Source organism: Microbacterium sp. cx-55, assembly GCF_021117345.1.
Taxonomy (GTDB): domain Bacteria; phylum Actinomycetota; class Actinomycetes; order Actinomycetales; family Microbacteriaceae; genus Microbacterium.
This window is the reverse complement of record NZ_CP088261.1, coordinates 2,089,778-2,110,917: the sequence shown is the minus strand read 5'-3', so window position 1 is coordinate 2,110,917 and position 21,140 is coordinate 2,089,778. Positions and strand designations below refer to the sequence as shown.

Annotated in this window: 17 protein-coding genes; 8 read left to right on the top strand and 9 right to left on the bottom strand. The window is 71.4% G+C overall.

The window, feature by feature from the left end; translation table 11 throughout:
* Window positions 1–11: 11 nt before the first annotated feature.
* Entirely contained in the window at window positions 12–383 is a 372-nt protein-coding gene (locus tag LQ938_RS10005; protein ID WP_223720735.1) for a Sec-independent protein translocase TatB, read from the top strand.
* A 4-nt stretch (window positions 384–387) separates the two neighbouring features.
* On the opposite strand, the gene LQ938_RS10000 is transcribed toward LQ938_RS10005, so the two are convergent.
* Genes LQ938_RS10000 through LQ938_RS09990 form a run of 3 tightly spaced genes read right to left on the bottom strand, consistent with a single transcriptional unit; the run spans window position 388 to window position 3,402 of the window.
* The gene (locus tag LQ938_RS10000) at window positions 388–1,536 is read right to left on the bottom strand and encodes an Mrp/NBP35 family ATP-binding protein (RefSeq protein ID WP_223720736.1); all 1,149 of its coding nucleotides are present in this window, start codon (window positions 1,534–1,536) and stop codon (window positions 388–390) included.
* A complete protein-coding gene (locus LQ938_RS09995) occupies window positions 1,526–2,128 on the bottom strand; it encodes a DUF1003 domain-containing protein (RefSeq protein ID WP_223720737.1) in 603 nt (200 codons plus the stop codon). Before LQ938_RS09995 ends, LQ938_RS10000 begins: the two co-directional genes overlap by 11 nt.
* On the bottom strand, window positions 2,128–3,402 hold the full coding sequence (locus LQ938_RS09990) for a magnesium transporter MgtE N-terminal domain-containing protein (protein WP_223720738.1): 1,275 nt from the start codon (window positions 3,400–3,402) through the stop codon (window positions 2,128–2,130). Before LQ938_RS09990 ends, LQ938_RS09995 begins: the two co-directional genes overlap by 1 nt.
* 70 nt (window positions 3,403–3,472) lie before the next feature.
* Between LQ938_RS09990 and LQ938_RS09985 the strand changes: the two genes are divergently transcribed.
* The gene (locus tag LQ938_RS09985) at window positions 3,473–4,123 is read left to right on the top strand and encodes a general stress protein (RefSeq protein WP_223720739.1); all 651 of its coding nucleotides are present in this window, start codon (window positions 3,473–3,475) and stop codon (window positions 4,121–4,123) included.
* Between the two features lie 54 nt (window positions 4,124–4,177).
* On the opposite strand, the gene LQ938_RS09980 is transcribed toward LQ938_RS09985, so the two are convergent.
* Together LQ938_RS09980 and LQ938_RS09975 are read right to left on the bottom strand one after the other, a co-directional pair.
* Window positions 4,178–5,596, bottom strand: coding sequence for an aminopeptidase P family protein (locus tag LQ938_RS09980; RefSeq protein WP_223720740.1), 1,419 nt, complete (start codon window positions 5,594–5,596; stop codon window positions 4,178–4,180).
* Between the two features lie 31 nt (window positions 5,597–5,627).
* Window positions 5,628–6,647 carry an endonuclease/exonuclease/phosphatase family protein gene (locus tag LQ938_RS09975; protein ID WP_223720741.1) on the bottom strand — a complete coding sequence of 340 codons (1,020 nt, stop codon included), beginning with the start codon at window positions 6,645–6,647 and terminating at the stop codon, window positions 5,628–5,630.
* 80 nt (window positions 6,648–6,727) lie between these two features.
* Here LQ938_RS09975 and LQ938_RS09970 point away from each other — a divergent pair, with 80 nt between their 5' ends.
* A complete protein-coding gene (locus LQ938_RS09970; protein WP_223720742.1) occupies window positions 6,728–7,594 on the top strand; it encodes a PHP domain-containing protein in 867 nt (288 codons plus the stop codon).
* Window positions 7,595–7,611: 17 nt separating this feature from the next.
* On the opposite strand, the gene LQ938_RS09965 is transcribed toward LQ938_RS09970, so the two are convergent.
* Window positions 7,612–9,078 carry a DEAD/DEAH box helicase gene (locus LQ938_RS09965; protein WP_223720743.1) on the bottom strand — a complete coding sequence of 489 codons (1,467 nt, stop codon included), beginning with the start codon at window positions 9,076–9,078 and terminating at the stop codon, window positions 7,612–7,614.
* Window positions 9,079–9,211: 133 nt separating this feature from the next.
* Here LQ938_RS09965 and LQ938_RS09960 point away from each other — a divergent pair, with 133 nt between their 5' ends.
* On the top strand, window positions 9,212–9,928 hold the full coding sequence (locus LQ938_RS09960) for a ferritin-like fold-containing protein (protein WP_223720744.1): 717 nt from the start codon (window positions 9,212–9,214) through the stop codon (window positions 9,926–9,928).
* A 30-nt stretch (window positions 9,929–9,958) separates the two neighbouring features.
* Here the strand turns inward: LQ938_RS09960 and LQ938_RS09955 are convergent, their stop codons facing one another.
* Together LQ938_RS09955 and LQ938_RS09950 are read right to left on the bottom strand one after the other, a co-directional pair.
* Window positions 9,959–10,249 carry a hypothetical protein gene (locus LQ938_RS09955; RefSeq protein ID WP_223720745.1) on the bottom strand — a complete coding sequence of 97 codons (291 nt, stop codon included), beginning with the start codon at window positions 10,247–10,249 and terminating at the stop codon, window positions 9,959–9,961.
* Window positions 10,250–10,253: 4 nt separating this feature from the next.
* Entirely contained in the window at window positions 10,254–10,478 is a 225-nt protein-coding gene (locus LQ938_RS09950; protein ID WP_223720746.1) for a DUF3107 domain-containing protein, read from the bottom strand.
* A 146-nt stretch (window positions 10,479–10,624) separates the two neighbouring features.
* On the opposite strand from LQ938_RS09950, the gene LQ938_RS09945 reads away from it, so the two are divergent.
* Both LQ938_RS09945 and LQ938_RS09940 read left to right on the top strand, forming a co-directional pair.
* On the top strand, window positions 10,625–13,741 hold the full coding sequence (locus LQ938_RS09945) for an ATP-dependent helicase (protein WP_231341318.1): 3,117 nt from the start codon (window positions 10,625–10,627) through the stop codon (window positions 13,739–13,741).
* Window positions 13,738–17,037, top strand: coding sequence for an ATP-dependent DNA helicase (locus tag LQ938_RS09940; protein ID WP_223720748.1), 3,300 nt, complete (start codon window positions 13,738–13,740; stop codon window positions 17,035–17,037). The genes LQ938_RS09945 and LQ938_RS09940 overlap by 4 nt, the downstream gene beginning before the upstream one ends.
* 42 nt (window positions 17,038–17,079) lie before the next feature.
* Here the strand turns inward: LQ938_RS09940 and LQ938_RS09935 are convergent, their stop codons facing one another.
* Window positions 17,080–18,390 (bottom strand): phosphotransferase, encoded by a 1,311-nt coding sequence (locus tag LQ938_RS09935; RefSeq protein WP_223720749.1) that lies wholly within the window; start codon window positions 18,388–18,390, stop codon window positions 17,080–17,082.
* 62 nt (window positions 18,391–18,452) lie between these two features.
* Between LQ938_RS09935 and nudC the strand changes: the two genes are divergently transcribed.
* Together nudC and LQ938_RS09925 are read left to right on the top strand one after the other, a co-directional pair.
* Window positions 18,453–19,361, top strand: a complete 909-nt coding sequence (nudC, locus tag LQ938_RS09930; protein ID WP_223720750.1) for an NAD(+) diphosphatase — start codon at window positions 18,453–18,455, stop codon at window positions 19,359–19,361.
* Window positions 19,358–21,118 (top strand): ATP-dependent helicase, encoded by a 1,761-nt coding sequence (locus LQ938_RS09925; RefSeq protein ID WP_223720751.1) that lies wholly within the window; start codon window positions 19,358–19,360, stop codon window positions 21,116–21,118. The genes nudC and LQ938_RS09925 overlap by 4 nt, the downstream gene beginning before the upstream one ends.
* Window positions 21,119–21,140: the final 22 nt, after the last annotated feature.

The following is a 21,140-nucleotide window of genomic DNA, read 5'->3' as shown; positions in this document are numbered from 1 at the left end:
AATCTGGAGGCATGTTCTTCGGGCTCACGATCGAGAAGCTGCTGCTGATCGGCGTGATTGCCGCGCTCCTCATCGGGCCCGAGCGGCTGCCCGGGTACGCCGAGGCCCTCGCCCGGGCGACGGCGCGCACCCGCGACTTCCTGCGCGGCGCGAAGACGCGCGTGCAGGACGAGATGGGGTCCGAGTTCGACGACGTCGACTGGCGCAAGCTCGACCCGCGCCAGTACGACCCGCGTCGCATCATCCGCGAAGCACTGCTCGACGATCCGCCGACGGCGACGGTCCGGGCGGCGGGCACGGCGGCGACCATGGTCGCGACGAATCCGGAGCGACGGGACCTGCCCAAGGGCGAGATTCCCCCCTACGACAACGAAGCCACCTGAGGGCTCAGCGCACTCCGAGCGGGAGGGCGCGTCCCGCGAGGGACGGGCCGGATGCGGCCAGCTGCTCGGCGAGGTGCGTGATCGCCCGACCGGCCGGATCGTCGGGGGCGGCCAGCACGACGGGAAGGCCCGCGTCGCCGCCCGCGCGCAGTGCGGGACTGAGCGGCACGGACGCCAGCAGTGGCACGGCGTCGCCCTCGGCCGACAGCGCGCGGGCCACCGCATCGCCGCCGCCGCTTCCGAACAGATCGAGCACGGTGCCATCGGGCAGGGTCATCGGCGCCATGTTCTCGACCACGCCGACGACGCGCTGACCGGTCTGCCGGGCCACGGTGCCGCTGCGTACCGCGACGTCGGCCGCCGCGTGCTGCGGGGTGGTCACGACGAGCACGTCGGCGTGGGGAAGCAGCTGGCCGACCGAGATCGCGATGTCGCCCGTGCCGGGAGGCATGTCGATCAGCAGCACGTCGATGTCGCCGAACCAGACGTCGGTCAGGAACTGCTGCACCGTGCGGTGCAGCATGGGCCCTCGCCAGGCGACCGCGCGACCCTCGTCGCCCTCGCGTAGGAACATCCCGATCGAGACGACCTTCACACCGTGGGCGATCGGCGGCACGATCAGGTCGTCGATCTTCGTCGGTCGCACCGTTCGGCCCGCGGCGTCCACGAGTCCGAGCAGCCCCGGGATGGAGAAACCGTGCACATCGGCGTCGACCAACCCGACCGACCGGCCGGTGCGCGCGAGCGCCACGGCGAGATTGGCGGTGAGCGTGGACTTGCCGACGCCGCCCTTACCGCTCGTGACCGCGATGACGCGCGTGAGACTGTCGCGGGTGAACGGGATGCCCCGCGCCCGGGCGCCCCGGAGGCGTTCGGTGAGCGCAGCCCGCTGCTCAGGGGTCATGACGCCCAGCTCGACGTCGATGCGTTCCGCCGGCAGCAGCGTGGCCGCGGCAGCCCGGACGTCCCGCTCGATGCGGTCCGACGCCGGGCAGCCGACGATCGTGAGGGCGATCTCGATCCGCACCCGGTCGTCGGACGCGGTGACGCTCCGGATCATGTCGAGCTCACCGAGCGGTCGGCGCAGCTCCGGATCGATGACAGCCCCGACGGCTGTCCGAACCGCGCCGGCGAGATCGCCGTCAGCGGTCACGTGCGTCCCGCTCGGCCTTCTCGCGGCGCTCGGTGCGGCGGCGGCGTTCCTCACGTTTGGCGGTGACGGCGAGGGACTCGCCGGACGCGCGGCCGTCGAGGTCTTCGAGGAGCGCCTTCAGCTCGTCGCGCAGCACATCGCGGGTCACCGCTTCGCTGGATACGTCGGTCATCGCCATCCGGAGGGCCACGATCTCGCGAGCGAGGTACTCGGTGTCGGCGAGGTTCCGCTCCGCGCGCTGCCGGTCTTGCTCGATCTGCACCCGGTCGCGGTCGTCCTGTCGGTTCTGCGCGAGCAGGATGAGGGGCGCCGCGTAGGAGGCCTGGAGGGAGAGCACGAGGGTCAGGGCGGTGAAGCCGTTGTCGGCGGAGTCGAAGCGCAGGTGGGCCGGCAGCATCGTGTTCCAGATGAGCCACAGCACGCAGAACAGGCTCAGCCCGAGCAGGAACCAGGGGGTGCCCATCGCCCGGGCGATCCACTCGGTGAATCGGCCGAACCGGTCGCGCGAGGGCTGCGGCGAACGGTTCATGATCACGGAGCGGCCGCGGGGCGCGTCGAGAGCAGGCACCCGCGCTCGCGAGGACCGGGCCATCAGGTGTGCACCCCGTTCACGCCGGAGGTTGCGGGCGTGCCGGCGTCGCCGGTGCGCCAGTCGTCGGGCAGCAGGTAGTCGAGCACGTCGTCGATGCTCACCGCGCCCACCAGTCGGTGCGCGGAGTCCACGACTGGGAGCGACACGAGGTTGTAGCTGGCGAGGAGACGTGCGACCTCCTGAGCGGATGCCGACGCGGACACCGGCTCGATCGAGTCGTCGATCATGGCGCCGAGGCGCTCGTGCGGGGGATAGCGCAGCATCCGCTGGAAGTGCACGATGCCGAGGAGCCGGCCCGTGGGCGTCTCGAACGGGGGCAGGGTGATGAAGACCGCGGCCGCGAGGGCGGGATGCAGTTCGTGGCGGCGGATGACCGCGAGCGCTTCGGCGATCGTGTTGTCGGCCGACAGCACGATCGGCTCGGGCGTCATCAGACCGCCCGCCGTGTCGGGGCTGTACTGCAGCAGGGCGCGCACGTCGTCGGCCTCGTCGGGTTCCATCAGATCGAGCAGCTCTTCGCGCTGGTCGGCGGGGAGCTGCGCGAGCACGTCGGCCGCGTCGTCGGGCTCCATCGCATCGAGGATGTCGGCGGCCCGCTCCTCACCGAGTGCCTCGAGGATGTGCACCTGCTCCTCTTCGGGCATCTCTTCGAGCGCGTCGGCGAGGCGGTCATCGGGAAGTTCTTCGGCGACCTCGAGCAGGCGTTCCTGCGGAAGGTCGAGAAGGGTGTTCGCGAGGTCGGCGGCCTTCAGCTCGGAGTAACTGGCGACGAGGTGCTCGGCGGACTGGGCCTCGCCGGGCGCCTGGCGCTCGTGCACGTCGTTCCAGTGCGCGAACGTCGTCGCGCCCTTCGCGAACGGGGATGCGGTCGTCTTCGGCTTCCGGAGGAAGACCTGGCCGACGTCCCACGCGCCCATCCGGTCGCGTTCGATCGCGACGTCCTCGATGACCGCCTGCCCGGAACCGTCGGTGAAGGTGACCTTGCGGCCGACGAGTTCGGCGAGCACGCGCACCTCGCCGCCGCGCTGCTGGAAGCGGCGCACGTTAATGAGGCCGGTCGTGATGACCTGACCCGTCTCGATCGTCGTGACGCGTCCGATCGAAACGAACACGTGACGCCGACCCGGGATCTCGACCACGAGGCCGACCACCCGCGGCGAATCGTTCGTTCGATAGATGACGACGACATCGCGAACTTTTCCGAGCCGGTCCCCGACCGGATCGAAGACCGCGCAGCCGGCCAGGCGCGCGACGAAGACCCGTTGTGTACTCACTGTTCCAGCGTAGACCGGGCGGCCGCGACGTGCCGGGCGCACGCGCAGGCGGGCGTGACAAGATGAGGGGATGAGCATGGGTGCACCGTTCACGGCCGGTTCCGCGGAAGCGGGCGAGACCGTCGCGTCGTTCTCGCAGTACGAGAAAGCGCAGAAGGCGGTATCCGCTCTCATCGCTGCGGACGTGCCCGCGAAGGAGATCGCGATCGTCGGTCAGGGGCTCCGCTCGATCGAGCGGGTGACCGGACGCCTCGGTTACGCGACGGCTGCGCGATCGGGCGCGGTCAACGGACTCGTTCTCGGTGTGCTGTTCGCCTTCATCTTCGTTCTCGGCACTCCCACCGTGGCCATTCAGGCATTCGTCGGTGTGTTGCTGGTGGGCATCGCGATCGGGATGCTGATGAGCATCCTGATGTTCTCGATCGTTCGCCGCCGTCGCGACTTCGCGTCGGTGATGCAGGTCGTGGCCGACCACTACGACGTTCGGGTGATGGCCTCCAGTGTGCACCGCGCACGCGCCGCCCTGGGCGCGGCGAAGACGGCCGACTCGGCTCCCGCGGCGCCGCCGCTTCCCGCGCACCCCGTTCCCGCGGAGCCGGGCGATGCGCCCCCCGCGCCCGCGCGACCCGAGCAGGCACCGCCGCGGTACGGCGAGCGGATCGATCCCACGCGTCCCGCGCCCGGGGCGGGCGATACGCCGCAGAGCGCCGACCGCGCCTGACACCGCGAGCCGGGGCGGCCGGCCGCCGCTGACGGCGGCGACCGGGCCCAGAACCTACGCGCGCAGGCGCGCGACCCACTCCTCGATCTCGTCGGCCGTGCGGGGGATGCCGGCAGACAGATTGACCGGGCCGTCGGCGGTCATGAGGATGTCGTCCTCGATGCGCACGCCGATTCCGCGATACTCGGCCGGGACCGTGAGGTCGTCGGCCTGGAAGTAGAGGCCCGGTTCGATCGTGAAGACCATTCCGGGTTCGAGCAGACCGTCGTAGTACATCTCCCGGCGCGCCTGAGCGCAGTCGTGAACGTCGAGCCCGAGGTGATGGCTCGTGCCGTGCACCATGTAGCGCCGGTGCTGCCCGCCCGTGTCGGCGTCGAGTGCTTCCTCGGCGGTGACCGGCAGGAGCCCCCATTCGGCGACGCGGCGAGCGATGACGTCCATCGCCGCGGCGTGCACTTCGCGGAACCGGACTCCCGGTCGTGCCGCGGCGAACGCCGCATCCGCCGCTTCGCGAACCGTTTCGTAGACGCGGCGCTGCACGTCGGTGAAGCGACCGTCGACCGGGATCGTGCGGGTGATGTCGGCGGTGTAGAGGCTGTCGACCTCGACGCCGGCGTCGACGAGCATCAGGTCACCCGGGCGAACGGCGCCGTCGTTGCGCGTCCAGTGCAGGTAGCAGGCGTGCGCGCCGGATGCGGCGATCGTGTCGTACCCCTCGCCGTTGCCATCGCTTCGTGCGCGCAGGTGGAAGACTCCCTCCACGATCCGCTCACCGCGCGGGTGCGCGATGATCCGCGGCAGTTCGCGCACGATGTCATCGAATCCGGATGCGGTCACATCGACCGCGAGCTGCAGCTGCGCGATCTCGTAGTCGTCCTTGAGGAGTCGGAGCTCGGAGACGACCCGGTCGAGGTCCGCGTCCTCCTCGACGACGCGGTCGTCGTCGGCGCGCTCGAGCGCATCGATGTGGGCCGTCGCGATGCCGAGATCGGCGGCGACCTCATCCAGTGACGGGCGCGGTCCGATCCAGAACTCGCCGACGCTCGCGTCACTGTAGAACTCCGCGGTCGTGCGGTCGGCGCGCTCGCGGAAATAGAGGGTGACGTCGTGACCCTCGCCGGGCCGGGGTTCGAAGACGAGCACGGCGCCGGGCTCGGCATCCGTGCCCCAACCGGTGAGGTGCGCGAACGCCGTGTGCGCACGGAACGGATAGTCGGTGTCGTTGCTGCGCACCTTCAGGTCGCCCGCCGGGATCACCAGTCGCGAGCCCGGGAACACGGCGGAGAGGGCATCGCGGCGGCGTGCCGCGTACGCGGCCTCGATGCGCGGCGGCACGACGGCTTCGGGGCGCTGCGCCCAGCCTTCGGAGATCGTCTGGAGGAATCCGGACGGGAACGGCTGCTTGCGGTTCGAGGGCTGCGCGGGTGCGGGCTCGGCCGTCGTGATCGTGGGGATGTCCGTGGGATCTGCCATGCCTCCAGTCTCCCACCGGACGCGGCTGACGTCAGCCGGTGCGTTCGAGTTGCACCACGAGCGGGCGATGGTCGCTGCCGGCGTCGTCGAGCGTGGTCAGGACCACCGAGCCCGTCGGCGTCCAATCGGGCGTCGCGAGCACATGGTCGATCTGCGCGCCGGCCAGGGCGGGCAGCTGCGTCGGCCACGTGCCGACCGCGCCGTTGCCGGTCTGCGACGCCGCGTCGCGGCACCGCCCGAGCACGCCGCCGTCCGCGCCGAGCCGGGCCATGTGGTCGATCGTCGCGTTGAAGTCTCCGGCCATGATGACGTTGTCGTCGGCGCACTGATCGGCAAGCCACTGCAGGTCGTGCCGCCAATCGTCCATCGCGTCCTCGCGGGGAGCGACCGCGTGGGCGGCGACGATGATGGGGCCGTCGCCATCCGTCGGCATGGCGACCGCGCTCGGGACCGTCGACGTGTTGCTCGATCCGTCCTGGGATGACTCGATGACCGAGTAGGTGCCGAGGTTCGGAGACACCAGCAGCGTGGTCGAGTCCGCGGCCCAGCCGTCGGTGCCGTACTCGGTGTGATGGGCCCACATCGGCTGGCCGAGGTCTCGCATCGCAACGGCGACCTGTGCGCCTGTCTCGATCGTGGTCTCGGGCAGCGAGACGATGTCGGCGCCCATCGCGACGGCCGTTTGTGCGATCGTCTCCGCCGACGTCGCGGCCCCCGCGGTGTTCCAGGTCATGACCCGGATGCTGTCGGCCGTCTTCTCCGGGAGCGTTTGCGTTCCGGTTCCGCGGGTGGCCACGATCGCCCCGCCGGCGACGGCGGCCGCGAGCGCGATCACCGCGAGCGAGAGTGCGAACCGGCGAACGGGGCGCAGCGTCGCGAGCAGCAGGAAGACGACGACGAGCACGGCGAAGCCCGCGACGACGAGCACTCGGAAGGAGATGACCTGGGCGAGCGGATACGTTTGTGCGAGGCGGAAGAAGTCCGGCCAGGTGAGGACCGCGGCACCGATCGCGCACAGCACGATCACGAGGATTCCGAAGAGGCGGCGCACCCTGCGAGCCTATGCAGTCGACCTGGGCATCGCCCGACCGAGGCGGTCGTGCCCGAGGATCGTCGCGGTACGCTCGACGGATGGCGAACGGGCAGATCCATGGGCCGGCCGACCTGCACCTGCATTCGTCGCGGTCGGACGGCACGGAGCCTCCGGAGATCGTGATGCGTTCGGCGCGCGCGTTCGGACTGCGCACCGTCGCCCTCACCGACCACGACACGACGGCGGGCTGGGCCGATGCCGCTCCCGCCGCGGTGTCACTCGGGATGACCCTGATCCCGGGCATGGAGTTGAGTTCCCAGCACGCGTGGCGCAGCGTGCACCTGCTCGCGTACCTCTTCGACCCGGACGATCCGGCCCTCGCCGCCGAGACGGCCCGCATCCGGAACGACCGCCGCGGTCGCGCGGAGCGGATCGTGGCGAGCCTGTCGCGCGATTACGACCTGACGTGGGCGGATGTCGTCGCACAGACCGTCGGTGATGCGACCGTCGGGCGGCCCCACATCGCCGATGCGCTCGTCGCGCGCGGAATCGTCGCCGATCGGAGTGCGGCCTTCGACGGCGTGCTGCATCCTCGCGAGGGATACTACGAACCGCACTACGCGCCCGATCCGGCGACCGCCGTCCGCCTGGTCGTCGCGGCCGGGGGAGTGCCGATCATCGCGCACCCGACGCCGGCGGGCCGGGACCGGATGATGCCGCTGCCGTACATCGAAGAGTTGATCGGTCTCGGCCTCGCCGGCTTCGAGATCGACCACCGTGAGAACACCGAGGCCGGAAAACGCGTGCTCCGGGACCTGGCGCGGCGGCACGACCTCATCGTGACCGGATCCAGCGACTATCACGGCGCCGGAAAGCCCAATCGCCCGGGTGAGAACACCACGAGCGATGAGATGGTCGCTCGGATCGTCGAGCGCGGAACCGGAAGCGCCCCCGTCATCGCGTGATGACGGGGCGCTTCGGATCAGGATGCGGCCGGTGCGCCGCCCTCGGGACGGGAGCCACCGCGACGACGACGGCGCCGGCGCGGTGCGGCGTTGCCGTCGTGGTGCTCGGAGCCTCCGCCGTCGTGCGTGCCGCGGCCCTCGGTCTCCGTCGTGCTCGTGGCCGTGCTGCTGCCGGCCGCGGACGGCTCACCGGCGGCCGAGCCGTCCGAGCGGCGACGGCGACGGCGACGCGAGGCATCGGATCCGGCCGCGGCGCCCTCGAGCGTCGGCACGGATGCCGTCGCCGGAACGACGGGGAGCTTCCGCAGCCGCCCCTTGGTGCCGACGGGGATGTCGAGATCTTCGAACAGGTGCGGGCTGGACGAGTAGGTCTCGACCGGCTCCGGCTGGCCGAAGTCCAGCGCGCGGTTGATGAGCGCCCACTTGTGCATGTCGTCCCAGTCGACGAACGTGATGGCGATACCCGTCTTGCCCGCACGGCCGGTGCGGCCGGCGCGGTGCAGGTAGGTCTTCTCGTCGTCGGGGATCGTGTGGTTGATCACGTGGGTCACGTCGTCGACGTCGATACCGCGAGCGGCGACATCCGTGGCGATCAGGATGTCTTTCTTGCCGGCCTTGAATGCCGCCATCGAGCGCTCGCGCGCTTCCTGGCTCATGTCGCCGTGCACGGCGCCGGCGTTGAAGCCGCGGTCGTTCAGCTCGTCGACGAGCTTCTGCGCCGCGCGCTTCGTGCGGGTGAAGACGACGGTCTTGCCCCGGCCCTCGGACTGCAGGATGCGGGCGATGACCTCGTCCTTGTCGAGCGAGTGCGCGCGGTAGACGAGATGGCGGATGTTCGCCTGCATGAGCCCCTCGTCGGGGTCCGTGGCGCGGATGTGGATCGGGTTCGACATGAACCGCCGCGCCAGGGCCACGATCGGGCCGGGCATGGTCGCCGAGAAGAGCTGGGTGTGGCGCACCGGGGCGACCTTCTGGAAGATCTTCTCGATGTCGGAGAGGAAGCCGAGGTCGAGCATCTTGTCGGCCTCATCGAGCACGACCTCGGTCGCGTTCGACAGGTCGAGGAGTCGCTGGTTGTTCAGGTCGATCAGGCGACCGGGGGTGCCGACGACGATCTGCGCGCCGGCCTTGAGCTGGTCGATCTGGCCCTCGTAGGCCTTGCCGCCGTAGATGGCGACGACGCTCGTGGAGCGGTTGGACGTCAGCATGTCCATGTCTTCGTACACCTGCACCGCGAGTTCGCGGGTCGGGACGACGATGAGGGCCTTGACGCCCGGTTCCGGGTTGGGTCCGAGGCGCTGCACGACCGGGATGCCGAAGCCGAAGGTCTTGCCGGTGCCCGTCTTGGCCTGGCCGATGATGTCCTGGCCCGGCATGGAGAGGGGGATGGTCTGTTCCTGGATGGGGAAGGAATCCACGATCCCGCGCGCGGCGAGGGTGTCGATGATGTCCTGGTCCACGCCGAGTTCGGCGAAGGTCGTCACTATATGAACCTGTCTGGTCGATGGCGGTTCGTGACCGCCGGCGGAATGTCCACGCCCTTCTCGTCCCAGGCGCGGTGGCCTCGGTCCGACGCCGAGGCGGATCCCACGATACCCGAGCCGTAGGCTGTAACGCGTGTGGGAATGGTTCCGGCGTCGGCGTGCCCCTGTCGATCGCGCGCTCCGGCTGCGTTCGCGTGGCGAGCTCGACGGTGCGACGCGGGTCGATTTCGCCGAGCTCGCGCCCGACATCGACATTTTCCTGGGCCAGGCCGCGTACCTGCAGCTCGGCTTCTTCGAGACGCTCAGCGAGTTGATCGCCTCGACCCCCGAGCTCGCGCAGAAAGAGGCACTCTCGCGCGCGGCAGGAGCCGCTCTTCGCAAGCACGAAGAGCTGGTCGCCCTCATCCGAGAACGGGGAGACGATCCGACCGCGCTGATGCTGCCGTTCCGCGAGCCGCTCGACGCATTCCGCGCGGCGACCCACGGCATCCGTCCGCAGGAGACGCTGATCTCCGTGCATCTCACGGCGGGCATGCTCGACGACTTCTACCTGGCGCTCTCCGGCGGCTACGGCGAGACCGGCCGCCGGGTGGCACGCACGCTCGGCGGCAAGGACGACCGGCAGGCGATCGTCGAGATCATCACCGAGACCATCGCCGGAGACCCGGAATGGTCATCGCTCCTGGCGATGTGGGGTCGGCGCCTCGTGGGCGACACCCTGCTCATCGCGCGCGCCGCCCTCCGGAGCACCGCGGACGGCGTCCCGTTGGATGACCGCGTGGAGCCGGTCTTCACCCAGCTCATGGCCGCGCACGCGCGGCGCATGGAGGCCATGAACCTCTCGTCCTGAGCGGGCGGCAGCGCCAAGCGCGCGGCTCGGTCAGGCGATTCCGAGGCGCGCGGCCTCGCGGGCGTCGTGCGAGCGTCGGATGCGGGTCAGCGCGACCACTCCCACGACCACCACGACCGCGGGGACGAGCAGCGCCGCAGCCCACAGGACGACGTCATCCGTCGTGAGTCCGGCCCACGTGAGTGCGAGCCAGACGGCGCCGCCGACGAGGGCGCCCACGATAGGCGCGAGCGCCGCGCCGCGGAGCTCTCGCCCCGGGAGGATCGCATGCGCGATCACCCCGAGCGCTGCTCCGAAGACGAACGCGAGCAGGATGTCCATCTGCTCAGGCGAAGAAGCCGACCCGGCGGGTCTCTTCGGTGCCGAGTTCGATGTAGGCCAGGGCGGCGGAGGGCACCAGGTAGGAGTTGCCCTTCACGTCGGTGAAGCTGACGAACGGTGCCTTCTCGTTGAGTGCTTCGGCGATGGACTTCTTCACGTCCTCGGCGGGCTGGGCGGTCTCGAAGTTGAGCTCGCGGCCGGTGTTCGCGATGCCGATGCGGATCTCCACGGATGCGCTCCTCGTGTCGGGGTTCTGGGGGCGTTTTCGAGCCTACGGCACCTCACCGGACGCGGTCCGTCCCCGGGGGGCCTCGGCGGCACGCTGTGGGCGAACGCGTGTCGGCGGTCCGGGTTAGCGTTGCAGGGATGGATGCGGTGAGCGATTCCGTGGCGGCGCCGGAGGCGACCGACCCGGTCTGGGACGACGATCAGGCCGCTGTGCTCGCGCGGCCGGCGTCCGCATCCGGTCTCGTCGTCGGCGCGCCCGGCAGCGGTAAGACGACGGTCATCGTCGAGCGCGCGGCGGCGCTCGTTCGGGCAGGCATCGACCCGGACGCCGTGCTCGTGCTGACGCCGACCCGGCAGACCGCGACCGCCCTGCGAGACCGTCTGTCGATCGCGATGGGGAGCGCGAGGTCGGGGGCCCCGGCGCGGTCCGTGGTGTCGTTGGCGTTCGAGATCGTGCGCGCCCACGAGATCCAGCGCGGCCGCCCCGCGCCGCGACTTCTCACCGGTGCCGACGACGATCAGATCATCCACGATCTCCTCCGCGGTCACGAAGCCGACGACGCAGAGGGTGCGCCCTCGTTCTGGCCCGACGGCTTCGGTGCCTCCGTGCGCTCGTCTCGTGCGTTCCGGAGCGAAGTCCGCGCGTTTCTGGCGGAGTGCGTCGCCCTGCAGCTTTCTCCCGCCCATCTGAGCGAACTCGCCCGGCGGCACGGCGTGCCGGTGTGGGCGGCGCTCGCGGAGTTCATGGTCGAGTATGACGACGTCCGCGCCGACCTCCGGACGGCGTACCGCGATGCGGCCGGACTCACCGACGAAGCGGTGGCGCTGGTGCGCACACTGGACCACGCCGATCCGGCCTTCGCGGCCGTCCGCCGTCTCGGCGCCGTGCTGGTCGACGACGCGCAGGAACTCACCCGGGGCGGGGTGGCTCTCCTCGAGGCGCTGCACGAGCGCGGCGTCGGGGTGATGGCGTTCGGCGACCCCGACCTCGGCTCCGGGGTGTTCCGCGGCGCCCGACCCGAGCACTTCGCCGCGCTGGCGGGTTCGCTCGGCGAGACGATCGTGCTCCGTGCGGTGCATCGGGGCACGGCCTTCAACGCCGACGTCGTCCGCGCGGTCACGCAGCGGATCGGCGCCGCCGGAATCGTGGCGCATCGTTCTGCGCCGCGCGGCGCAGCCGATGACGGCTCCGTGCGAGTACTCACCGCGCGCTCGGTGACCGAGGAGCACGACGCGATCGCCCGCGTGCTGCGGGAGCGGCATCTGCACGACGCCGTCGCCTGGGAGCGGTGCGCGGTGATCGCGCACGATTCGCGGCAGGTGGCGACCCTGGAGGCAGAGCTGTCGGCGCGCGAGGTGCCCGCCCGCGCGCCCGGACTCGCCGAGCCGCTCGGGCGCCGGGGGAGCGTGCGAAGTCTCGTGAGCGTCGTGTGCGCGGCTGCTGACGACGATGAATCGGATCCGGTCGAGACGCTGCTGTCGGCGGGGTTCGATCCCGTCGACCTGCGACGGCTGCGGAGCGCCCTGCGGCAGTCCGAGATCGCGGCCGGAGGTGCTCGCCCGGCGCGGGAGCTGTTCGCCGCCGCGCTCCGGGAGCCCGCGGAGCTCGTGCTGCTCGGCACGCGCGAGGCGCTGCGCGCGGCGCGCGTGGCGGAAACCCTGGGAATGCTGCGCGCAGAACTAGCGAGCGGCGCCAGCGCGCATCAGCTGCTGTGGACGGCGTGGTCGCGGAGCGGCCACGAGCGCTCCTGGGCGCAGACCGCGCGCGGCAACGGCCCGCTGGCCGAGCAGGCCGGCCGCGACCTCGACGCGATCGTCGCGCTGTTCCAGGCGGCGAAACGGTTCGGCGAGCGCGCGGAGGACGGCGGCGTGGCGAGCCCGATGGTGTTCCTGCGCGGCGTGCTCGACAGCGACGTGGCAGACGACCTGTTCTCCGCCCCGGGCGGTCGTCGACGGGTGCAGATCCTCACGCCCACCGCCGCGCTCGGCCTCGAGTTCGACACCGTCGTGATCGCGGGGGTGCAGGACGGCGTCTGGCCGAACACGCGCCTGCGCGGCACGCTCTTGCAGGCGTGGCGTCTGGCGGAGGCCATGCGTCCCGACGCTCCCGTTTCGTCGGCGCTCGACCGCCGCCGCGAGGTCCTCCACGACGAGTTGCGGCTGTTCGCCCGCGCGCTCTCGCGGGCGAACAACCGGGTCATCGTCACCGCGGTCGCCGATGACGCCCACGCGCCGAGCCCGTTTCTCGAGGTGCTTCCGGATGCGGCCCCGGCGCCCGTCGTGCATCCCCTGTCGCTCCGGGGGCTGACCGCCGCGCACCGTCGCACGCTCGTCACGGCGAGCAGCACCCCGGGCCAGCGCGCGCATGCCGCCGCGCAGCTCGCCCTGCTGGCGGACGCCCGGGTTCCGGGTGCCGCGCCGACGACCTGGTACGGCGTGGCTCCGCCGACATCGACCGCGCCGCTCCACGACCCGCGGGCCGAGAGCGTGCGCGTGTCGCCATCGCGCGTGGAGGCGTTGGAGCAGTGCCAACTCGACTGGGTGATCGGTGACCTCGGGGGAGACCCGGGCACGATGACCGCGGGGCTCGGCACGCTTCTGCACCATGCGCTCGAAACCGCCGAGCCGGATGCCGATTCGCTCTGGGCGGCCGTTGCCGCGCGGTGGAGCGAGCTCGAGTTCGATGCTCCGTGGCGCGAGCGCGCTGAGCGCGCCCGCGCGCAGGACCTCGTGCGGCGGTTGTCGCGCTATCTCCGCGAGTTCGAGGCGCAGGGCGGTCGGCTGCTGGGCGCGGAATCGCGATTCGAGGTCGAACTGCCGTTCCCGGACGATGACCAGGCCCTTCCCCTCGTGCTGTCGGGGACGATCGACCGCGTGGAGGCGACGGCGGATGACCGCGTGGTGATCGTCGATCTGAAGACCGGAAAGAGTGTGCCGCACACCGACGCCAAGGTGGCCGAGCATCCGCAGCTGGCCGCGTACCAGGTCGCCGTCGCCGCGGGCGCGGTACCCGACGCGGGCGAGCGGCAGACGGCGGGGGCGAAGCTGCTCGTTCTGCAGCCGGGAACGAAGCACGATTACACGACGCCCACGCAACCCCCGCTCGACGAGCAGGGGAGAGCAGCATTCCTCGCGCGCCTCGACGACGCGGCCCGGGTGATGTCCGGGCGCACGTTCCGGGCCCCCTACGAAGATCATTGCCGCGATGATTTCGGCCACGGGCTGTGCCGCATCCACACGGTCCCCCCGGTGAGTGCGCCGTGACCGCCGCCTCCGCCGACGAGCCGCGCATCGGTGCGGCCGCCATCGCCGCCGCTCTCGGGCAGTTTCCGCCGACGGCCGAGCAGACCGCCGTGATCGAGTCCCCGGCTCGCCCCGCGCTCGTGATCGCGGGCGCCGGCAGCGGCAAGACCGAGACGATGGCAGGGCGTGTCGTGTGGCTCGTCGCCAACGGGATCGTCCGCCGCGATCAGGTGCTCGGCTTGACGTTCACGCGCAAGGCCTCCGGAGAACTCGCCGAACGAGTGCAGCGACGCCTCATCCGGCTGGCGGAGTTCGAACGGCGGGGGCTCCTCGCGCAGCTCCCTGCCCTGCACGCCGACGGCGCGCTCGAGGTGTTCGGGCGCATCGAGCGGGAGGGCGGCGGCGAATCGGCGCGCCGGGATGCGCTCGATGCGCTGGGTGCGCCCGGTGAGGCTCCGGACGCCGCGCCGGCCGATGACCTGCTGGATCGCCCGACGGTGTCGACCTATAACAGCTTCGCCGATTCGATCGTCCGCGAACATGCCGTGCGCATCGGCCGGGACGCGGAGGCGGTCGTGCTCTCCGAATCCGCCGCGTGGCTGCTCATGCGCCGTGTCGTGCTGGCCTCCGACGACCCGGCGCTCGACGCGTTCGACGGGTCCGTCCGCACCCTGGTCGACCAGGCGCTGCGGGTCGCGCGAGACAGCGTCGACAATCTCGTCGACCTGGACGTGCTGGAGCGATTCCCCGAGCGGTTCCGAGACGTACTCGAGCGGCCCTCGGATTCGGCGCGCACCACGGTCTACGCGGATGTTCGAACGGATGCGGCAGCCGTCGATCGGCTGGCGCTTTTCGCGCGCCTCGCCCGCGAGTACGCCGAGCGCAAGCGCCGCCTCGGGGTCATCGACTTCGCCGATCAGGTTTCGGGGGCGTACGAGATCGCGAACGCCGATCCCGCGGTCGCCGCGGAGCTGCGCGACCGCTTCCGTGTGGTGCTGCTCGACGAGTACCAAGACACGTCGGTCGTGCAGACGCTCCTGCTCGCGCAGCTCTTCGGCGGCACGGCCGTGATGGCGGTCGGCGATCCGCACCAGGCGATCTACGGATGGCGGGGCGCGTCCGCCGGCAACCTCGACGGCTTCCCGAGCGCCTTCGCCCCGGACGGCGAGTGCGAACGGTTCCGTCTTCTGACGAGCTGGCGCAACAGCCCCGTCGTGCTGACCGCGGCGACCGCCGTTCTCGCGCCGCTCGCGACCCGGGCAGCCGTGCCAGTCGGGGAGCTTCGCGCCCGCCCGGGCGCCGCGTCCGGGGACGTGCAGATCGTGGCCGAGACCGACCTCGACGCCGAGACCGACGCGGTCGCCCGGTGGTTCGCTCGCGTTCGTGCCGAGCGCGCCGCCGCGGGGGAGCAGACGACCGGGGCGATCCTCTTCCGCGCGAAGAAGCACATGCCGCGGTTCGCGGAGGCCCTCGCTCGACACGGCATCCCCTATCGGATGCTCGGTCTCGGCGGGTTGCTGACCACCCCCGAGATCGTCGACATCGTGAGCGCCCTGCGCGTGGTGAGCGACCCGTCTGCCGGCTCGGCGCTCATCCGGTTGCTCTCCGGTCCCCGGTGGTCGATCGGCGTGGCGGATCTTGCCGCGCTCGGCGATCTGTCGCGGCGCCTGGCGCGTCTGGATGCCTCCGGAGCCCCGATGGAGGCCGACGTTCTCGCGCGCCTGCGGGCCGCGGGCGTCGACGATCGCGGGTCGCTGATCGACGCCCTGGAGTTCTTCTCCCGTCACCGTGCCGATCACGGCTGGCTCGCCGGGTTCACCCCCGATGCCCGAGAACGCCTCCGCGAAGCCGCCGGCGTGTTCTCCGGTCTCCGCCATGCCTCCGGCACCCTGCCGATCCCCGAGCTCATCCGTGCGATCGAGATCGAGCTGCGCCTCGACATCGAACTCGCCGCGAACGAGGCGCGCGGACCCGCCCGCACGGCGTCGGCGCAGGTCCGGGCGTTCGTCGACGAGGTCGGGGCGTTCCTCTCCGCAGATGAGCACGGCAGCATCACGAGCCTGCTGGCGTGGCTCGACTACGCCGAGCGCAGCGACGATCTGGCCCCGCGCACCGACCCGCCCGAAGAAGACGTCGTGCAGCTGCTGACGATCCACGGGTCGAAGGGACTCGAGTGGGATGCGGTCGCGGTGGTGAGACTCGTCGAGGGCGAGCTGCCGACGTCGCCGCGGGAGACCCGCGGCTGGCTCGGCGCGGGGGTGCTGCCCTACGAGTTCCGCGGAGATGCGGCTTGGCTGCCCGACTATCGCTGGCAGGCGAGAGACGCACCGACGCAGCAAGCGCTCAAGCGCGGCCGCGACGAGTTCATCGAGGCGCATCGCGCGCGCACGCTCGACGAAGACCGCCGGCTGGCGTACGTGGCGGTGACGCGCGCACGAGACCACCTGCTGCTCAGCGGTTCGTTCTGGGCGGGCACGCGTCGACCGCGTGACCTCAGTCGGTTCCTCCTCGAGATCGGAGATGCGCTCGGGATGGCACCGCCCGCGCTCGAGCCGGGCGATGACCCGTACGCCGATCTGGTGCGCACGCTGGACTGGCCGATCGACCCGCTCGGCGCGCGGCGAACGGCGGTGACGGCCGCGGCCGCGGCGGTCGAGGGGGCACAGGCGATGGAGCGCGCGCACCCCGACGACGAGCTCGCGCTGCTGCTCGCCGAACGTGACGAGCGACTCCGGCCGGTCGTGGGAGAGGCGCCGGTGCGGATCCCGGCGTCGGCGTACAAGGATTTCGTCTCCGACTACGCGGCGGCTGTCGCCGCCTTCGAGCGGCCGCTCCCGGAGCGTCCGTACGTCGAGACGACGCTCGGCACCCGCTTCCACGCGTGGGTCGAGCAGCGTGCCGGTGTGAGCGCGATGGCATCGCTCGACGACGCGCTCTTCCCGTCGTCCGACGATGACAGCGGTCCGGATGCGGAGTTCGATCGCCTCGTCGCCGCGTTCGAGGCATCCGAGTGGGGGGCGTTGAAACCCATCGAGGTCGAGACCGAGATCGATTTCCGGCACGTGGGGCTCGACGGCCGCGCGCATGTCGTGGTGTGCAAACTCGACGCGGTGTACCGGCGCGCGGACCGCGGCGGGCGCATCGAGATCGTGGACTGGAAGACCGGTCGCGCGCCCCGCGGTGACGCGGAGGTACGCGAGCGGATGGTGCAGCTGGAGCTGTACCGGCGCGCATACCACGAGCGTCACGGCGTACCGCTCGACGAGATCGACGTGGCGCTCTTCTATGTTGCGGAGGACCGCATCATCCGCGGATGATGCACCGCACGGTCGCGCCGGTGTGGCCAGGCGGCGTCCGCCTCAGGACTGGCTCCACCGGCGGAGCGCCGCGCGGGACGCGCGGGCGGCCTCGGCGTGGTCGTCCGACTCGTCGAGGGTCGCGGGCTCGGCGGCTGCTGTCGACGGTGCCTCGGTCGCCGGCGACGTTTCGGCAGCGGCCTTCTCGCGCGGGGCGAGGTCGGGCGTGACGGTCCATTCCGAGAGATCGACCGGCAGCGTGGGGATCGACTCCGCGTCGTCGTCGCCACGGTCGGTGCGCGCGGCGTCGTCGAGGTAGGCGCCGAGCTCGGCGGGATCGTACGCATCCGTGTGCATCGACGTGTCGATCCCGGTGTCGGCCGCCGCCGGCACCCGATCGAGCAACGCGATCGCGTCGTCGACATCCGGACCATCCGGACGCACCAGGTCGGTGTCGGCGGTGGCGTCGGCGAGCGAAGCGAGGAGCCGCTCGGCGTCCTGCATGATCGTCTCGTCCTGCTCGTCGTGGCCGTGGACGAGCCACTTCGCGAACTCGAGTTCGGCAAGCAGTCGTGCCCGCGCCATCAGGTGAGCGTCCGCCGAGCGGTGGGATGCGGCCACGTAGGCCTCGTGCACGTCCTCCGCCGCGAGCGGTGCATTCGCGACCCAGCGGAGGTCGACCGCGGGATCGCCGATCGAGAGCCCCGACCAGTCCAGAAGTCCGACCACCGTGGGAATCGCGTCCTCGCCCTGGTCGGCGAAGACGAACGAGCCCGCCTCGACTCCGCCGAGCACGACGGTCGACTCGAAGCGCCACAGGCTGTCGTCTTCGACGGCGTGACGCCAGCGGTCGCGGAGGGTCTGCGGCACCCGCCCGGTGGCGGATGCGCGCTCGAGAAGGCGCGCGGTCTCGGCCTGCACCTGGTCGGAGGAACGAACCGGAAAGCCCTCCGCGCGGATGACCGTGACGGGAAGATCGTGCACCGCGGCGATCGCGGTGCCGAGGAGCGTCGCGAAACCCGGCCCCGCGGGCACGTCGGCCGCGTCCACGCGGTAACCGTCGAGGAAGTCCGCGACGACCGCGCGCCCGCCACCCGCGACACCCACTTCGCCCAGGAGCTGCGGTGCGCGGAAGGGCAGCAGACTTCGCACCCCGGCCGACAGGGCGCCCAGCACCCGTGCCTCCGCGACGAGCGCGCGGCCGGGTTCGTCGTCGCCGCCGACGCGCACGACGACGCGGCTGCCGTCGTCGAGGTCGGCGACCGCGGAGGCGATCCGCCCGTCGCTCGAGCCGAGGCCACGAGCGCTCACGACGTTGGCTCCCGGCAGAGCCGCCGTCACCGACGCGGCTAGAGTGAGAGGAGAGCGTGGCATGCCTTCAGGGTAGGTCGAACGCCCGGGCGGATCCGGGAGCCACGCCCGTCGAGGAGGTAACGGTGACCGCATCCGGAACCACCCCACCGGCATTCGCCGGCGCCGGTATCGACCGGGCAGCCGAGGAACGCGTTCGTCCGCAGATCCTCGCCGAACTCCGCGCGAACCCGTCGACGCTCGTGCTCGTGGTGCACGGAGACCGCGTTCCCCTGGCCGCGCCCGCGCGTCTGGCGTTCGTCCGGCCGGAGGACGTCCCGGGCGAACCCGAGTGGGCGTTGCTCGGTCGACGCGACGGCGCGGGCGTGCTGGCCGCGGTGTTCGGAGCCGACGCGCCCGAGCCCGCGCTGGACGTGTCCGACTGGGCGGCGGTGCGAGTCGTCGGGGGCGAGCTCGACACGACAGATGCGGCGTTCGCGATCGAGGCACTGAGTCTCGGGCGATGGTTGCTCGACGCTCCCTTCTGCCCCGCGTGCGGCACGCGGACGCATCTCGAACAGGCGGGCTGGGTGCGTCGCTGCCCGCATTGCGGGCGTCAGCACTTCCCGCGGACGGACCCCGCGGTGATCGTCGCGGTGACCAGCGCGATCGACCCCGACCGGCTTCTCCTCGGATCGAACGCGGCTTGGCCGGCCGGACGCTACTCGTGCTTCGCCGGGTTCGTGGAGGCAGGGGAGTCGCTGGAGGCCGCGGTCGCTCGAGAACTCGTGGAGGAAGCGGGCATCGACGTCGTGGACGTGCGCTACCGCGGCTCGCAGGCGTGGCCGTACCCGCGCTCGCTCATGCTCGGATTTCACGCCGCGGCACACGACGACGACGTGGCCCGTGCCGACGGCGAGGAGATCCTCGAGATCCGTTGGTTCACCCGCGCCGAGATCCTCGAGGCGTTCGCGGGACGCGGCGAGTTCACCCTGCCCGGGACGGCCTCGATCGCGTACCGGCTGATCCTCGACTGGGCGGAGTCCGCGGCGTGAGCGAGACCACTCTCGCCGGCCTCGACGACCACCAGCGCGAGGCCGTGCTCGCCGTCCGCGGACCGGTGTGCGTGCTCGCCGGCGCGGGTACCGGAAAGACCCGAGTCATCACGCGCCGGATCGCCTACGGCGTGGAAAGCGGCACGTACTCGCCGGGCCGCGTGATGGCGGTGACCTTCACCGCGAAGGCGGCCGGCGAGATGCGCGGGCGTCTGCGCGCCCTCGGCATCGAAGGGGTCGCCGCGCGCACGTTCCACGCCGCGGCTCTCGCCCAGTTGAACTTCTTCTGGCCGGTCGTCGCCGGATCGTCGGCTCCCGCGATCGTCGACAACAAGGTGCGGCTGCTCGCGCAGGCGGCGGAGGTCATCGGGCTCCATCCCGACACCGCCACGCTCCGCGACGTGGCCTCCGGAATCGAATGGCGCAAGGTCACGATGCGCAGCATCGACCAGTACGTCTCCGATCGGGGGACCGGCGTCGGGTCGCTCGATCTCGGCGCCATCCGGGACCTCCACCGCTCGTACGAGAAGGTCAAGGACGAGCGGCATCAGCTCGACTTCGAAGACGTCCTGCTCGCCTGCGCCGGCATGATCGAGGCGGAACCCCGCGTCTCGCAGGCGGTGCGTGAGCAGTACCGGCACTTCACGGTCGACGAGTTCCAGGACGTGTCGCCCCTGCAGAACCGTCTCCTGGAACTATGGCTCGGCGATCGCCGCGACCTCTGCGTCGTGGGGGATGCGAGCCAGACCATCTACTCCTTCGCCGGCGCGGACGCCTCCCATCTACTCGGGTTCGCCCGCCAGTACCCGGATGCCCGCACGTTCCGCCTCGAGCGCAACTACCGCAGCGATGAGCCGGTGCTCCGCACGGCGAACGCGCTGATGCGCGGACGACCCGGTGCGCTGCATCTGGACACCGACCGCGGGCTCGACGCGCCGGCGCCCGTGCTGGTGCGTTACGACGACGACGCACACGAGGCCGCGGGCGTGGCGCGCCGCATCCGCGCCCAGCTCGATTCCGGGGTCGATGCGCGTCAGATCGCCATCCTCTACCGTGCGCACGCGCAGTCCGCGGAGCTGCTGACGGCGCTCGCCGATCAGGGCGTGCCCACCACGGTGCTCGGCGGTCGACGGTTCTTCGACCAGCCCGAGGTGCGGCAGGCCGTGATGGCGCTCCGCGCGGCGTCGGTCGCACCTCTGGAGAGCGGCTTCCGCGACAGCGTCCGCGATGTGCTGCGCTCGCTCGGGCTCACGAACGAACCACCGCCCGCGGGCGGGGCGTTGCGCGACGCGTGGGAGGCGCGATCCGCGATCCTGCGGCTCGCCGATGACGAGGGCCCCGACGCGACGCTGCGCTCTTTCACCGACAAACTGATGGCTCGCGCGAAGGATCAGCACGAACCGTCGCTCGCCACGGTGACCCTCGCGACGTTGCACGCGGCGAAGGGGCTGGAGTGGGACCACGTGCACCTGGTCGGCCTCGCGGAGGGCTTGCTGCCGATCTCCTACGCGCAGGGGTTCGAGCAGATCGATGAAGAACGCCGGCTGGCGTACGTGGGGATCACGCGGGCCGCGCGTACGCTGTCGCTCTCGTGGGCGGAAGCGTCCGCACGGGGGATGCGGCAACGGTCGCGGTTCCTTCAAGAGATCGGCAACCGCATTCTGGATGAACAGACTGCGCGGCCCACGTCCGGCGGAGGGTCCGCGCGTCGATCGTCACCGCGTGCGAGCGGCTACGGGGCCCGCCCCGCCCGCTGAGCACGCGCGCGGCGAAGCCCAG

What these genes read in the sequence shown, in the direction of transcription:
- LQ938_RS10005 (WP_223720735.1), top strand. Translation starts at nt 12, where the DNA reads ATGTTCTTCGGGCTCACGATCGAGAAGCTGCTGCTGATCGGCGTGATT.
- LQ938_RS09995 (WP_223720737.1), bottom strand. Translation starts at nt 2,128, where the DNA reads ATGGCCCGGTCCTCGCGAGCGCGGGTGCCTGCTCTCGACGCGCCCCGC.
- LQ938_RS09985 (WP_223720739.1), top strand. Translation starts at nt 3,473, where the DNA reads ATGAGCATGGGTGCACCGTTCACGGCCGGTTCCGCGGAAGCGGGCGAG.
- LQ938_RS09980 (WP_223720740.1), bottom strand. Translation starts at nt 5,596, where the DNA reads ATGGCAGATCCCACGGACATCCCCACGATCACGACGGCCGAGCCCGCA.
- LQ938_RS09970 (WP_223720742.1), top strand. Translation starts at nt 6,728, where the DNA reads ATGGCGAACGGGCAGATCCATGGGCCGGCCGACCTGCACCTGCATTCG.
- LQ938_RS09955 (WP_223720745.1), bottom strand. Translation starts at nt 10,249, where the DNA reads ATGGACATCCTGCTCGCGTTCGTCTTCGGAGCAGCGCTCGGGGTGATC.
- LQ938_RS09935 (WP_223720749.1), bottom strand. Translation starts at nt 18,390, where the DNA reads ATGCCACGCTCTCCTCTCACTCTAGCCGCGTCGGTGACGGCGGCTCTG.